11 protein-coding genes and 1 riboswitch are annotated in these 14,738 nt (G+C 71.0%); of the genes, 3 read left to right on the plus strand and 8 right to left on the minus strand.

Annotation, left to right across the window (positions count from 1 at the left end; all coding sequences use genetic code 11):
- Nucleotides 1-10: 10 nt before the first annotated feature.
- Nucleotides 11-2,833, minus strand: a complete 2,823-nt coding sequence (locus AC07DF_RS31510) for a bifunctional acetate--CoA ligase family protein/GNAT family N-acetyltransferase (protein ID WP_478978998.1) — start codon at nucleotides 2,831-2,833, stop codon at nucleotides 11-13.
- 179 nt (nucleotides 2,834-3,012) lie between these two features.
- Between AC07DF_RS31510 and AC07DF_RS31515 the strand changes: the two genes are divergently transcribed.
- Nucleotides 3,013-3,294, plus strand: coding sequence for an HPr family phosphocarrier protein (locus tag AC07DF_RS31515; protein ID WP_003993478.1), 282 nt, complete (start codon nucleotides 3,013-3,015; stop codon nucleotides 3,292-3,294).
- Nucleotides 3,295-3,441: 147 nt separating this feature from the next.
- Here AC07DF_RS31515 and AC07DF_RS31520 read toward each other — a convergent pair whose 3' ends face one another.
- From AC07DF_RS31520 to AC07DF_RS31535, 4 genes are all read right to left on the minus strand, one after another.
- Nucleotides 3,442-4,137 carry a GntR family transcriptional regulator gene (locus AC07DF_RS31520; protein ID WP_478979002.1) on the minus strand — a complete coding sequence of 232 codons (696 nt, stop codon included), beginning with the start codon at nucleotides 4,135-4,137 and terminating at the stop codon, nucleotides 3,442-3,444.
- Nucleotides 4,138-4,333: 196 nt separating this feature from the next.
- Entirely contained in the window at nucleotides 4,334-5,119 is a 786-nt protein-coding gene (locus AC07DF_RS31525; RefSeq protein WP_478979005.1) for a M23 family metallopeptidase, read from the minus strand.
- A 12-nt stretch (nucleotides 5,120-5,131) separates the two neighbouring features.
- A riboswitch (cyclic di-AMP (ydaO/yuaA leader) is annotated at nucleotides 5,132-5,296 on the minus strand.
- A 203-nt stretch (nucleotides 5,297-5,499) separates the two neighbouring features.
- Entirely contained in the window at nucleotides 5,500-6,888 is a 1,389-nt protein-coding gene (locus tag AC07DF_RS31530; protein ID WP_478979008.1) for a M16 family metallopeptidase, read from the minus strand.
- Nucleotides 6,885-8,270: a M16 family metallopeptidase gene (locus AC07DF_RS31535; protein ID WP_478979011.1), complete on the minus strand. Its 1,386-nt coding sequence runs from the start codon at nucleotides 8,268-8,270 to the stop codon at nucleotides 6,885-6,887. Before AC07DF_RS31535 ends, AC07DF_RS31530 begins: the two co-directional genes overlap by 4 nt.
- Before the next feature lie 251 nt (nucleotides 8,271-8,521).
- Here AC07DF_RS31535 and AC07DF_RS31540 point away from each other — a divergent pair, with 251 nt between their 5' ends.
- Nucleotides 8,522-10,978, plus strand: a complete 2,457-nt coding sequence (locus AC07DF_RS31540) for a DNA gyrase/topoisomerase IV subunit A (protein WP_478979014.1) — start codon at nucleotides 8,522-8,524, stop codon at nucleotides 10,976-10,978.
- Nucleotides 10,979-11,004: 26 nt separating this feature from the next.
- Here the strand turns inward: AC07DF_RS31540 and AC07DF_RS31545 are convergent, their stop codons facing one another.
- Nucleotides 11,005-12,063 (minus strand): CobW family GTP-binding protein, encoded by a 1,059-nt coding sequence (locus AC07DF_RS31545; protein ID WP_478979017.1) that lies wholly within the window; start codon nucleotides 12,061-12,063, stop codon nucleotides 11,005-11,007.
- A 322-nt stretch (nucleotides 12,064-12,385) separates the two neighbouring features.
- Between AC07DF_RS31545 and AC07DF_RS31550 the strand changes: the two genes are divergently transcribed.
- On the plus strand, nucleotides 12,386-12,943 hold the full coding sequence (locus AC07DF_RS31550; protein WP_478979020.1) for a DUF6082 family protein: 558 nt from the start codon (nucleotides 12,386-12,388) through the stop codon (nucleotides 12,941-12,943).
- Nucleotides 12,944-13,017: 74 nt separating this feature from the next.
- Here the strand turns inward: AC07DF_RS31550 and AC07DF_RS31555 are convergent, their stop codons facing one another.
- Together AC07DF_RS31555 and AC07DF_RS31560 are read right to left on the minus strand one after the other, a co-directional pair.
- Nucleotides 13,018-13,257, minus strand: a complete 240-nt coding sequence (locus AC07DF_RS31555) for a hypothetical protein (RefSeq protein WP_382498540.1) — start codon at nucleotides 13,255-13,257, stop codon at nucleotides 13,018-13,020.
- 261 nt (nucleotides 13,258-13,518) lie between these two features.
- Complete coding sequence (locus AC07DF_RS31560; protein ID WP_478979024.1) at nucleotides 13,519-14,682, minus strand: citrate synthase/methylcitrate synthase; 1,164 nt, start codon at nucleotides 14,680-14,682, stop codon at nucleotides 13,519-13,521.
- Between the last annotated feature and the right edge of the window lie 56 nt (nucleotides 14,683-14,738).

Genomic DNA, 14,738 nt, shown 5'->3' on the forward strand with positions numbered 1-14,738 from the left:
TCGCCCCCTGTCAGTACGCGGGGAGGGTCCGGGGGCCGAGGTCGTCGCGGGCGGGCGGTGTCGCCAGGCGGACGGAGGCGCCCAGGACGCTCAGGCCGTGCGAGGCGACGACCACGGGCTCCAGGGTGACCGCGACGACCTCGGGGTGGTCGTCCACCAGCCGGGACACGCGCAGCAGCAGCTCCTCAAGGGCGCGGGTGTCGGCCGGTGCGGAGCCGCGCCAGCCGAACAGCAGGGGCGCGGTGCGGATCGACCGCACCAGCGAGCCCGCCTCACGATCGGTGACCGGGATCAACCGGTGCGCGGTGTCGCCGAGCAGCTGTGAGGCGGCGCCGGCGAGCCCGAAGGAGAGCACCGCTCCGGCCGCGGGATCGATGACGGCCCGTACGACGACGTCCACTCCGCGCGGCGCCATCCGCTGCACCACGGGGCGCAGCTCGTCCGGTGCGCCGAACAGCTCGGTCAACTCGGTGTACGAGCGTCGCAGTTGTTCCTCGTCCGCGAGGTCGAGGCGGACGCCGCCCAGGTCGGCGCGGTGCCGCAGATGCGGGGCGGTGGCCTTGAGGGCCACGGGGTAGCCGAGGGTGCGGGCGGCCTCGGCGGCGGCGTCGGGGGTCGGGGCGGGCAGGGTGCGGTGGACATGGATGCCGTAGTGGCCGAGCAGGTCGCAGGTCTCTTCCGGGCCGAGCGTGAGTCCCTGCCCGCGCGCGAGCAGCCCGTCGATCAGGGTGGCGGCGCCCCTCTCGTCGATGTCGTCGTACTCGGGCACCTTGCCGGGGTCGGCGGCGTCGCGCCGCCACTGCGCGTAGGTGACGGCCTGGGCGAGGGCGCGGACGGCGCGCTCGGCGGCGGGGTAGGCGGGGATGAGGTGGGCGCCCTCGGGGGCCTCGACAGCGGGGGGTGGTTCTTCCGCGGGCGACGGCCGAGGAGCGGTTTGCGGTGAGGTGCCCGACTCCGCTTGGGGCGCGGTGCTCGCCGCCGCCGACAGGGCCTCGGCCAGGCCGCCGAGCTCCACGTGCACGACCAGGACGGGCTTGCCCGGGGCGGCGGCCGACGCCGACCTCAGGGCCTCGGCGAGGGCCGCGTCCGCGACCGAGGCCTCCCCCACCGCCGGTATGGCCGTGACGACGACCGCGTCGCACCGGTCGTCGGCCAGTGCGCGCGAGAGGGCCGCGTGGAAGTCCGCCGCGGACGCCGCCGTGGTCAGATCCTGCGGGGAGTGCGGCCTCAGGCCCTCGGCGAGGCACGCGTCGTAGGTGAGCAGGCCGAGCGACTCGGAGTTGCCGAGGATCGCCACCCGGGGGCCGGCCGGCAGGGGCTGGCGGGCGAGGAGCAGGCCCGCGTCCACCAGGTCGGTGATGGTGTCGACGCGGATGACTCCGGCCTGCCGCAGCAGGGCCGAGACGGTCTCGTGCGGCAGCCGGGTCGCCCGGACCGCGTGCCCCTGGGGAGCGGCCGCGTGCCGCGCGCCCTGGACCACGACCAGCGGTTTCGCCGCGGCCGTCCGGCGGGCGAGGCGGGTGAACTTGCGGGGGTTGCCGATGGACTCCAGGTACATGAGGACGACATCGGTGTCGGGGTCCTCGTACCAGTACTGGAGCACGTCGTTGCCGGAGACGTCGGCCCGGTTGCCGGAGGAGACGAAGGTGGAGACGCCGGTCACGCCGGTGACGCCGCCGCCGCGGCGGTGCAGCCGGGAGAGCAGCGCGATGCCGATGGCGCCGGACTGGGCGAACAGGCCGATCCGGCCCGGGCGGGGCGTCTCGGGGGCGAGGGAGGCGTTGAGCCGTACTCGCGGGGAGGTGTTGATGATGCCGAAGGCGTTCGGCCCGATGATCCGCATGCCGTACGTGCGCGCCTGCCGCACCAGCGCGCGCTGGCTCTCGCGCCCCTCGAGGCCGCTCTCGGCGTATCCGGCGGAGACCACGACGAGCCCCTGCACGCCGTGCTCGCCGCACTCGGTGACGACCTCGGGGACGTGCTCGGCCGGTACGGCGACGACCGCGACGTCGACCGGGCCGTCGATGTCGCGCACCGAGCGGTGGGCCGGCACGCCGTCGAGCTCCTTCTGCCCCTCGGGCAGGGCCTTGTTCACGGCGTACAGGCGGCCGGTGAACCCGGCGTCGCGGATGTTGCCGAGGACGCTGCGGCCCACGCCGCCCGGTGTGCGCCCGGCGCCGATGACGGCGACCGAGCCGGGCGCGAGCAGCCGCTGCACGGACCGGGCCTCGGCGCGGTGTTCGCGCGCGTACTGCACGGCCAGGGAGCGGTCGGTGGGTTCGAGGTCGAACTCCAGACGGACCACGCCGTCCTCGAAGCTGCGCTTCTGGGTGTACCCGGCGTCCGTGAACACCTTGATCATCTTGTTGTTGGCGGGCAGCACCTCGGCGGCGAAGCGGCGGATGCCGCGCTCCCGGGCGACGGCGCCGATGTGCTCCAGCAGGGCGGAGGCGACGCCGCGGCCTTGGTGGGCGTCCTGCACGAGGAAGGCGACCTCGGCTTCGTCGGCCGGTGCCGACGCGGGCGTTCCGTCGGCGCCGATCCGGTCGTAGCGTACGGTGGCGATGAACTCGCCGCCGACCGTGGCCGCGAGTCCCACCCGGTCCACAAAGTCGTGGTGCGTGAAGCGGTGGACGTCCTTGGCGGACAGGCGAGGGTACGGCGCGAAGAAGCGGTAGTACTTCGACTCGTCGGAGACCTGCTCGTAGAAGCTGACCAGGCGATCGGCGTCATCAACGGTGATGGGCCGGATGCGCGCGGTACCACCGTCGCGCAGCACCACGTCGGCTTCCCAGTGGGCGGGATACTCGTGCCGGTCCGGCGAGGTCTGCATGGGCCCCAGAGTACGGCTAGCGCCTGACAACGGGCGCGAGGCAATCTGTGGAGGGCGTCAGTCGGGTCGAGGCCGCGATCCGACGGCACCCCGGGGCGGGTCATCAGGACCGCTCCGGCACAGCTTCACGTTATGGGAAACTGGTCTAGACAACCCTGAACACCGAAGGGCAGCAACACATGGCTGAGCGCCGCGTCAACGTCGGCTGGGCCGAGGGCCTCCACGCCCGCCCCGCTTCCATCTTCGTCCGAGCCGCCACGGCCGCAGGCGTCCCGGTGACGATCGCCAAGGCAGACGGCAACCCCGTCAACGCGGCCTCCATGCTGGCCGTCCTCGGCCTGGGCGCCCAGGGCGGCGAGGAGATCGTCCTCGCCTCCGACGCCGAGGGCGCGGACGCCGCCCTGGACCGGCTGGCCAAGCTGGTCTCCGAGGGCCTGGAGGAACTGCCCGAGACCGTCTGAGTATTTCTCCGCGCCTGACCCGGCGCACTCTGAAGGGCTCGTCCGAATTCTCCGGGCGAGCCCTTCGCCTTTTCCGTGCATTTCCTGCCGACGGGCAGCAGAAATAATCCCCCGCGAATTTCCCACTCTTTGTATACGGCTCCCGTGTTAATGCCGCAGGCTTGCCGTGTTTACGGCATGTTGCGAGTTCCTCACACGTTGGGCGCGCTCCCCGGCGGAGCCGAAGCGCAGCCGGTGCGCGGCGGTCGCGCGCTCGGTGTGCAGCGCCGTGACCGCCCGCGCGCGCTCGCCGTCCCCGCGCGCCACCGCGTCCACGATCGCGCCGTGCTCGGCCCAGGACTCCACGGGTCCGGCCGGTGGATCCACCGCGTACATCCAGGCGATCTTGTGCCGGAGCTGGGTGAGCATCGAGGTCAGCGCGGGGCTGCCGGAGGCCTGGGCGAGCGTCTCGTGGAACCAGCCGCCCAGCGAGCGCAGGTCGTCGCTGTTGCCCCGGCGGGCGCGCTCCTGGCCGAGCTTGACCAGGCCGCGCAGGACCTTCAGATGGGCCTCGGTGCGGCGCTGGGCGGCGCGGGCGGCACCCAGCGGCTCCAGCAGCATGCGCATCTCCAGCAGGTCGGCGGCCTCCTGCTCGGTGGGTTCGGCGACGCACGCGCCCGCGTGCCGCCGGGTGACCACGAAGCCCTCGGCCTCCAGAGTGCGCAGGGCCTCCCGGACGGGGACGCGCGAGACGCCGTAGCGGCGTGCGAGAAGTTCCTCGGTGAGCCGGCTGCCGCGCTCGTAGACACCCGCGACGATGTCGTCCCGGATGGCCGTGCACACCGAGTGCGCGGGAATACGCATGACCGACCTCCGCTTAATCCCCGTGAAACGTCGACTGGTGACGTGTGTTCCGTGACTCTATTGCAATGAGCCGGAATTTCCGACGGGGGGCAGGAATCCAGGGATATTTTTTGGACAGTCGGCCGTGGTGAACGCCGAAAGCCCCGGCTCGGGGAGCCGGGGCTTTCGGGAGGCGGAGCGGTCGCCGTCAGACGATTCAGACGTCCACGCCGTGCGAGCGGAGGTAGGCGACGGGGTCGATGTCGGAGCCGTACTCGGGGCTGGTGCGGGCCTCGAAGTGCAGATGCGGGCCGGTGACGTTGCCGGTCGCGCCGGACAGGCCGATCTGCTGGCCGGGGGTGACCTTCTGGCCCACCGAGACGCTGCTGGACGACAGGTGACCGTACTGGGTGTACGTCCCGTCGTTCATCTTGATCACGACCTGGTTGCCGTAGGAACCGCCCCAGCCGGCCTCGACGACCTCACCCATGCCGACCGAGCGGACGGCCGTGCCGCTGGAGGCGTGGAAGTCGACACCGGTGTGGCTGCCGGAGGACCAGACGGCGCCGCCGGTCTTGTAGCCGGTGGAGACGTACGAGCCGGAGATCGGGGAGACGAAGGTGTTGAGGCGCTTGCGCTCGGCCTCGCGGGCGGCACGCTCCTTGGCCTCGCGGGCCTCCTCAGCGCGCTCCTTGGCCTCCTTGGCCGCCTCGGCGGCGCGCTTGCGGGCGGCCTCCTCGGCCTTCTTCTTGGCGGCGGCCTCTTCGGCCGCCTGCTTCTGGGCGACGGCCTGGGCGTCGATCTTCTGGGCCACGGTGTCGCCCATGGTCACGACCGGGGTGAGGCCCGTCTGCTCGACAGCGGGCTCCGCGGCGAAGGCCGGGGCGGCCACGGTGCCGACGACGCCGGTGGTGGCGAGGGCGGCGACGCCCGCCGCGCGGGCCGTGCGACGCTGGATCCGGCTGGGACGACGGTGCTTCCCGGTGGCGCGTGTGAACGCCATGTAGTGGCTGATCCTTTCCTTCCCTCTCGCCTACCGGGTTAGCTGACGGGTTCGGAGCAGGAAGGTCTCCTACGGACCCCCTCGCGACTCGCGCGGGCGTCCGATTCACCCCAGGGACTGCGGTGGGTCCCCGGCTCCCCTGGCTCGCGCCGTACGGGGACTCGGCGATGACTGTCCGGTGCCGCGGGTGCGGCGCACTGCCTGACGAACAGCCCGGACGACGCTAAGCGGCGCCACTTTCAATTCCCAAACGGATCCCGGGTTTTGTAGCGCATCCCACAGGGCAGACGGGCAACTCCCATCCCAATTCAGACATAAAGGAGCCCTGGTGCCTTAGAAGACAACCAGGGCCCCTACGCGCGCGTGCCGCTCGCCTCCCGCTACTCGGCGGCGACCACGGCGACTTCGCCGATGCCGAGGGCCTCGACCGGGCCCTTGATCTGCGCAGCGTCACCGACGAGGACGGTCACCAGACGGTCCACCGGGAAGGCGCTGACAGCCGCCGCGGTGGCCTCCACGGTGCCGGTCGCGGCGAGCTGCCGGTACAGCGCGGCCTGGTAGTCGTCGGGCAGGTGCTGCTCGACCTGGTCCGCCAGCGTGCTCGCGACAGCCGCCGCCGTCTCGTACTTCAGCGGCGCCACACCGACCAGGTTCTGCACGGCGACGTCCCGCTCGGCGTCGGTCAGCCCCTCGGCGGCGAGGGTGCGCAGCACCGTCCAGAGGTCCTCGAGGGCGGGGCCGGTGTTGGGCGTGTCCACGGAGCCGCTGATGGCGAGCATCGCGGCGCCGGTCCCGTCCGGGGCGGACCTGAGGACCTGGGCGAACGCCCGCACACCGTAGGTGTAGCCCTTCTCCTCGCGCAGGACGCGGTCCAGGCGGGAGGTGAGGGTGCCGCCCAGGCAGTACGTGCCGAGCACCTGGGCGGGCCAGACGCGGTCGTGCCGGTCCGAGCCGATCCGGCCGATGAGCAGCTGCGTCTGGACGGCGCCCGGGCGGTCCACGATGACGACCCGGCCCGTGTCGTCGGCGGTCACCGGCGGCACCGGACGCGGCTCGGCCGAGGAACCGGTCCAGGCGCCCAGTGTGTCGCCGAGCAGCGCGTCGAGGTCGATGCCGGTGAGGTCGCCGACGACCACGGCGGTGGCCGTCGCCGGGCGGACGTGCTTCTCGTAGTAGGCGCGTACGGCCGCGGAGTCGATCGCGGCGACGGTCTCCTCGGTGCCCTGCCGGGGCCGGGACATGCGCGAGTCCGCCGGGAACAGCTCCTTGGAGAGCTCCTTGGCGGCACGGCGGGCGGGGTTGGCCAGCTCGTGCGGGATCTCGTCGAGGCGGTTGTTCACCAGCCGCTCGACCTCGCTGTCCGCGAACGCGGGCGCCCTGAGGGCGTCGGCGATCAGGCCGAGGCCCTTGGCGAGCCGGGAAGCGGGAACCTCCAGGCTCAGCCGGACGCCCGGGTGGTCGGCGTGCGCGTCGAGGGTGGCGCCGGCGCGCTCCAGCTCGGCGGCGAACTCCTCGGCGGAGTGCTTGTCAGTGCCCTCGGAGAAGGCCCGGGCCATGATCGTGGCCACCCCGTCGAGGCCGGCCGGCTCGGCGTCCAGGGGCGCGTCCAGCAGCACCTCCACGGCGACGACCTGCTGACCGGGGCGGTGGCAGCGCAGCACGGTGAGGCCGTTGTCGAGCGTGCCGCGCTCGGGGGCCGGGAAGGCCCACGGCTTGGCGTCGCCCGCCTGCGGCTGCGGGTGGAAGTCCATCGTGGCGAGCTCGGTCACTTGGCCGCCTCCTCGTTCTCGTTCGTGACCGCGGCTGCGGCGTCCTCGGTGCTGTTGTCGGCGTCCTCGCCGGTCTCGTCGGCGACGGGCTCGTAGACGAGCACCGCGCGATTGTCGGGCCGCAGCCGGGCCTTGGCGACCTCCTGGACCTCCTCCGCCGTGACCTCAAGCACGCGCTGCACGGCGGTCAGGGCGAGCTGCGGGTCACCGAACAGCACGGCGTACCGGCACAGTTCGTCGGCCCGGCCGGAGACCGTGCCGAGCCGGTCCAGCCACTCGCGCTCCAACTGGGCCTGGGCGCGCTCCATCTCCTCGGCCGTGGGGCCCTCCTCGGCGAACCGGGCGAGCTCCTCGTCGATGGCGGTCTCGATGACCGGCACCTCCACGTCACCGGACGTCTTCACGTCCAGCCAGCCCAGCGAGGGCGCACCGGCGAGCCGCAGCAAGCCGAAGCCGGCCGCCACGGCCGTACGGTCCCGGCGTACGAGGCGGTTGTAGAGACGGGAGGACTCGCCGCCGCCGAGGACGGTGAGGGCCAGGTCTGCGGCGTCGCACGCGCGCGTGCCGTCGTGGGGCAGCCGGTAGGCGGCCATCAGGGCGCGCGCCGGGACCTCCTCCTCGACGACCTCGCGCAGCTGCTCGCCGAGGGTCTCCGGCAGGGCGCCGTCACGTGGCGCGGGCTTGCCGTCGTGGCCCGCGATGGAGCCGAAGTACTTCTCGATCCAGGCCAGGGTCTGCTCCGGGTCGATGTCACCGACCACGGAGAGCACGGCGTTGTTCGGCGCGTAGTAGGTCCGGAAGAACGCGCGCGCGTCCTCCAGGGTCGCCGCGTCCAGGTCGGCCATCGAGCCGATCGGGGTGTGGTGGTAGGGGTGGCCCTCCGGGTAGGCGAGGGCGGTCAGCTTCTCGAAGGCGGTGCCGTAGGGGACGTTGTCGTAGCGCTGCCGGCGCTCGTTCTTGACGACGTCGCGCTGGTTCTCCATCGACTCGTCGTCGAGCGCGGACAGCAGGGAGCCCATCCGGTCGGCCTCCAGCCAGAGGGCGAGCTCCAGCTGGTGGGCGGGCATGGTCTCGAAATAGTTGGTGCGCTCGAAGCTCGTGGTGCCGTTCAGCGAGCCGCCCGCGCCCTGGACGAACTCGAAGTGGCCGTTGCCCTTCACCTGGGCGGAACCCTGGAACATCAGATGCTCGAAAAGGTGAGCCAGGCCGGTACGCCCCTTGACTTCGTGGCGCGAGCCGACGTCGTACCAGAGGCACACCGCCGCGACCGGGGTCAGGTGGTCCTCGGAGAGCACCACGCGCAGGCCGTTGGCCAGGCGGTGCTCGGTCGCTGTCAGGCCCCCGGAGCCTGCCTGGGCTGTGGCCGTGTGACCCATGGGCATGTACGTCCCTTCGATCGCGGTGCGGTCGTTCCAACCGCGGATTCCTGCCGGTCCTGCCACTGTATGCAAGCGTGCGAAGCGCTGGTGAAGTTCCCGGGCGCGTACGCGGAGAGCGAGACGGGGTGACCCGCTGTGCCGGGCCGGGACGGCGCGGCAGGCGTCAGAGACCGGGTCCTGGTCCCGGTTGTCAGTGCGGCGGTCCACAATGGTCGGCGTCAGATCCGGATCGCAGAGGCAAGGAGCCGGCAGCGATGGCCCGCCGCAGCACGAAGACCCCGCCGCCCGACGACTCGTACGAGGAGAGGATCCTCGACATCGACGTCGTCGACGAGATGCAGGGCTCCTTCCTCGAGTACGCGTACTCGGTCATCTACTCCCGCGCCCTGCCGGACGCACGCGACGGCCTCAAGCCGGTGCACCGCCGCATCGTCTACCAGATGAGCGAGATGGGCCTGCGCCCCGAGCGCGGGTACGTCAAGTGCGCCCGCGTCGTCGGCGAAGTGATGGGCAAGCTGCACCCGCACGGCGACGCGTCGATCTACGACGCCCTCGTGCGCATGGCCCAGCCCTTCTCGATGCGCGTGCCCCTGGTCGACGGCCACGGCAACTTCGGCTCGCTGGGCAACGACGACCCACCGGCCGCCATGCGGTACACCGAGTGCCGGATGGCCGAGGCCACGAGCCTCATGACGGAGTCCATCGACGAGGACACCGTCGACTTCAACCCCAACTACGACGGCCAGGAGCAGGAGCCGGTGGCTCTGCCCGCCGCCTTCCCGAACCTCCTGGTCAACGGCGCCTCGGGCATCGCGGTCGGCATGGCCACGAACATGCCGCCGCACAACCTGCGCGAGGTCATCGCGGCAGCCCGCCACCTGATCAGGTACCCGAACGCGGATCTCGACGCGCTGATGAAGCACGTCCCGGGCCCCGACCTGCCCACGGGCGGCCGCATCGTCGGCCTGCCCGGCATCCGGGACGCGTACGAGACGGGCCGTGGCACGTTCAAGATGCGGGCGACCGTCGCCGTGGAGACGGTGACGGCCCGCCGCAAGGGCCTGGTCGTCACGCAGCTGCCCTTCACGGTCGGCCCGGAGAAGGTGATCGCCAAGATCAAGGACCTGGTCGGCTCGAAGAAGCTCCAGGGCATCGCCGACGTCAAGGACCTCACCGACCGCGAGCACGGCCTGCGCCTGGTCATCGAGATCAAGAACGGCTTCGTGCCGGAGGCGGTCCTGGAGCAGCTGTACAAGCTGACGCCGATGGAGGAGTCCTTCGGCATCAACAACGTGGCCCTGGTCGACGGCCAGCCGCTCACGCTGGGCCTCAAGGAGCTCCTGGAGGTCTACCTCGACCACCGCTTCAACGTCGTACGGCGGCGTTCGGAGTTCCGCCGCGGCAAGAAGCGCGACCGGCTGCACCTGGTCGAGGGCCTGCTGACGGCGCTGCTGGACATCGACGAGGTCATCCGCCTCATCCGCTCCAGTGAGAACTCCGCGCAGGCGAAGCAGCGCCTGATGGAGCAGTTCTCGCTGAGCGAGGTGCAGACGCAGTACATCCTCGACACGCCGCTGCGCCGTCTGACCAAGTACGACCGCATCGAGCTGGAGGCGGAGAAGGACCGGCTGAACGCGGAGATCGAGGAACTGACCCGGATCCTCGATTCGGACGCCGAGCTGCGCAAGCTGGTCTCCTCCGAACTGGCCACCGTCGCCAAGAAGTTCGGCACCGACCGGCGTACGGACCTGCTGGAGTCCAGCGGCACCCCGGTCGCGACCGTGCCGCTGCAGGTGGCCGACGACCCGTGCCGGGTGCTGCTGTCCTCGACGGGTCTGCTGGCGCGTACGGCGAACGGCGAGCCGTTCGCGGAGGACGCCGGCGCCGCGCGCGTGAAGCACGACGTGATCGTCTCGGCGGTGCCGGCCACCGCCCGTGGCGAGGTGGGCGCGGTCACCTCGTCGGGCCGGCTGCTGCGGCTGAACGTGATCGACCTGCCCCAGCTCCCGGACTCGATGCCGACGCCGAACCTCGCTGGGGGCGCCCCGCTGGCGGAGTTCCTCTCCCTGGAGGACGGCGAGACGGTGGTCTGTCTGACGACCCTCGACGAGTCGTCGCCGGGCCTGGCCCTCGGCACGGCACAGGGCGTCGTCAAGCGTGTGGTGCCGGACTACCCGTCCAACAAGGAAGAGCTCGAGGTGATCACCCTCAAGGAGGGCGACCGGATCGTCGGCGCGGTGGAGCTGCGCACCGGCGACGAGGACCTCGTCTTCATCGCCGACGACGCCCAGCTGCTGCGCTACCCGGCCGCGCAGGTCCGCGCCCAGGGCCGTGCGGCGGGCGGCATGGCGGGCATCAAGCTCACCGAGGGCGCGAAGGTCATCTCCTTCACGGCGGTGGACCCGGCCACGGACGCCGTCGTCTTCACGGTCGCGGGCTCGCGCGGCACGCTGGACGACTCCGTCCAGACGACGGCCAAGCTGACCCCGTTCGACCAGTACCCGCGCAAGGGCCGCGCCACGGGCGGCGTCCGCTGCCAGCGGTTCCTGAAGGGCGAGGACTGCCTGTCCCTGGCCTGGGCGGGCCCGGTCCCGGCCCTCGCCGCGCAGAAGAACGGCACTCCGGTCGACCTCCCGGAGATCGACCCGCGACGGGACGGCTCGGGGGTGTCCCTGGCGAAGACCGTCTGGGTGGTGGCGGGCCCGGCCTAGGCTCCGGCGGGTTCCGGACAGCAGGCCTAGGCAGGCTCCGCTAGATCCTCCTCGGTGCCCGGTACGTACCGCAGGACGCCCCACATGCCGTGCTCATCGGCGTGTGGGGCCTCACTGCGGCACGCGTCGAGCTGCTTGCCGAGGGCGGCGGTGTCGATGCCGGAGCCGATGAGGACCAACTGGGAGAGGCGTTCGTCGCCGGCCGGCCAGGGCTCCGGGTAGAAGCGCAGGAACCGTCCGACGGCGTGGACGGCGTAGCGGTTGCGGACGTCGTAGGGGCCGAAATCGACGTAGCCCTTGATCCGGTACAGCCCCTCGGGCCGGCTGTCGAGGAACTCCATCAGCCGGCGTGGGTCGAGGGGCTCCCGGGAGACGAACGACAGGCTGTCGTACGCGCTGTGCAGATGACCGGCATGGCTGTCCGCGCCGATCTCGTGCAGGTCGTCGAAGGACAGCTGCCCGACGCGTTCCGCGCTCGGCCGGCAGTCGAAAAGGAACTCGGGGTCGATCCGGCCGTAGGTGGCCGGGACGACGGCCGCCCGGTCGACGAAGGACCGGACCAGCTTGAGGACGCGTTCGCCGTCCACTGCCCGGTCGACCTTGTTGACCACGACGAGGTCGGCCAGCGCGAGATGCCGGTCGATCTCGGGGTGCCTGGTCCGGGTGTCGTCGAACTCGGCGGCGTCGACGACCTCGACGAGCCCGCCGTACACGATCCGCGGATCCTCGCTCGCGAGCACCATCCGCACGAGTTCCTGCGGCTCGGCGAGACCGCTGGCCTCGATGACGATGACGTCGATGCCGAGGGACGGCTCCGTGAGCCGCTCGAGATAGAGATCCAGTTCGTCGGCGTCGACGGCGCAGCACAGGCATCCGTTGCCGAGCGAGACGGTCGAATCGCCGAGCGCACCCGCGACGGCCATCGCGTCGATCTCGATGGCCCCGAAGTCATTGACGACCGCGCCGATCCGGCTGCCTCCGCTGCGGTGGAGGAGATGATTGAGCAGCGTGGTCTTTCCGGATCCGAGGAATCCGGCCAGCACCACGACCGGGATCTGCCGCGGACTCGGGCTCGGCTGACTCACCGTGCGACCTCTCTCACGCCGACGCGTGCACCGGCTCGCGTTCTCGGCACAGGGACGAAGAATGAATGCCGAACCAGGATACGAGCCGCAAGAATCGCGCCGAAGTGAACGATTGTTAGCTGCACTTGCGGGGCAGACGTTCGGCAAGGCGCCGGATCGTGCGACCCTCGCTTCCCTCCGTGCGCCGCCTCTCCGCCTCCCCGCCGATCAGAGCCGCTCGGCACTCTGGGGAGACGGCAAGCGCCGCCCACTGCTCGCCGGTCCCCTCCAGTCGACCCGCATCCCGACGACCGGCGGACGGCCGCCTGACTCGGGGGTTGACATGGCCACACGGAACTTTGGGATACAGGGACTGCGCTCCGCCGCCGCGGCCGGCCTCGGCATGGTGGCCGGCGCTCTCGTCGCCATGGCGGCACAGAAGCAGGCGATGGACACGCTGCACGAACGCCTTGACCAGTTGGAACAGCACGCACGTACGCAGCAGCGCTCCAATCTGGCCAGGCAGCAGCGGCAGCACTGGGAGCTGTTGAGCAAGGCGATCGACGACACCGAACTCGCCGAGGTCCTGGACATCTTCGAGAGGCCCGTCACCCCTGAACGGCGTCGGCAGTACCTCTTCGCCAACGCCCTGTACACCAACCTGCTCTGCTACTACCGCATCGGCAACATGGGAAGGGACGAGTTCTTCAAGCACGTCCGGGGCATCTTCCAGAACCCGATCGTCAGGGAGTACTGGTACGCGACCCAGGGGCAGCGCGCGAGCCTCACGGGCACCGAGGAGGCGGAACTCGGCCGGCTCGTCGACGACCTGCTACTGCAACTCGACGAAGCGGACACCGATGAGTGGTGGGTGGTCGGTGAGCCTCCCACCGACCCATGACGGGAGGAGCCGTCCCACACGGCAGCGCCGAGACGGGACGGCTCCTTCACGGCGGCGACATCACCAGGACATCACTAGGCGTCCGGGATGTCCTTCTTCGCCTTGACCAGGGTCTCCCGGGTGATGACGACAATGCGTTCGTAGTCGGCGCGTCCGGCGTCGGCGGGCAGCTGAGTATCGAGGGAGTCAGTGACATCCGTACCGATGACCGCGAAGTTCCCGTCGGCCAATTCAAAGATGTCGGGACATGTCCCGCCACCGGCACTGCCTCGATAGCGGGGAGCGACACCAAGGCGGCGGATGATCTGACTCACTGTTGAATTCCCTCTGTTCTCAAGGCACAAGCGCCTGCGCCCGCGGCCGCGCGAGCGGTGGCATCCTCGCAGGTCCGAGCCTTGGCCGCCGCGCGACACGCACACAGCCCGCCCCCACGCCCCAAGGAGGCAAGGCATCTATGCGGCCCTGTTTTATCACCCGCGAGGGTGGAGCCACGCGCGATCCTGGAGAACATCCGCAAGAGTGACGGAAGGCAGCGAAGAATCGATCATCAGCCCGTATGGGGCAGTTGCGACCGTTTACGCAGTCGGCACGGACACCGGCGCCTCCGGCCCCACATACCGCGCCACCGGCCTGATGATCTTCGTGTCCTCCGCCTGCTCCAGGATGTTGGCGCTCCAGCCCACCGCGCGCGCGGCGGCGAACGTCGGGGTGAACATCTCTCGGGGCAGGCCACAGAGTTCCATGACCACGCCCGCGTAGTACTCGACGTTGGTGTGGAGCTCACGGCCGGGTTTCAGCTCCGCCAGGATCGCCTCGACGCGACGCTCCACCTCCACGGCGAAGTCCACGCGCGGCCCGCCGAACGCCTGGGCGACCTCGCGCAGCATCCGCGACCGTGGGTCCTCCGTGCGGTAGATCGCGTGCCCGAAGCCCATGATGCGATCTCCCGCGAGCACCCGCTGACGCACCCAGGAGTCGATCCGGTCCGGGGTGCCGATCGCGTCCAGGGTGTCCAGCGCGCGGCTGGGCGCACCTCCGTGCAGCGGCCCGGACAACGCCGCCACCGCACCGGCGAGGCATGCCGCCACGTCCGCGCCGGTCGACGCGATCACCCGGGCCGTGAAGGTCGATGCATTGAATCCGTGATCAATGGTTGAGATCAGGTATTGCTCGATCGCCCGCGCATGCCGCTCGGTCGGTACCGAGCCGGTCAGCATGTAGAGGTAGTTCGCCGCGTACGACAGATCCTCGCGCGGCTCCACGGGCTCGAGACCTCGCCCCAGCCGGTGCAGCGCGGTGAGCAGTGTGGGTACGGCGGCGGCCGCCTCGAGCGTGTCCCGCAGGCGCTGCTCGGCGTCGACGTCGTACACGGGACGGAACCCCTTCGCCGCACCCAGCAGCGACAGCGCCGTGCGCATCCCGGCGAGCGGGCCGGAGCGCCCGCCGGCTGCCGCTATGGCCGGCAGAGCCGCTCGCACCTCGTCTGGGAGCCGCCGCAGCTTGGCGGTCTCGGCCGCGAAGGCCGCGCTGCGGCGGGCATCCGGCAGTTCGCCGTGCACGAGCAGGTGCCAGACGTCCTCGAACCCGCGGGTCCGCGCGAGGTCGACGGCCGAGTACTGCCGGTAGTGATAGAAGCCCTCGAGACCGCGGACGTCCCCGATCCGGGTGTCGGTGACGACGACCCCGGCGAGTCCCCGTGGCACGTCGAGAAGAGTGGCTGCGGGCCTGTTGACGGACATGTCTTCCTCCCTGGACTTGATTCGACTGTCCATGATTGACTTAAGACCTGTCAATA

The organism is Streptomyces sp. NPDC044719, from assembly GCF_056433405.1.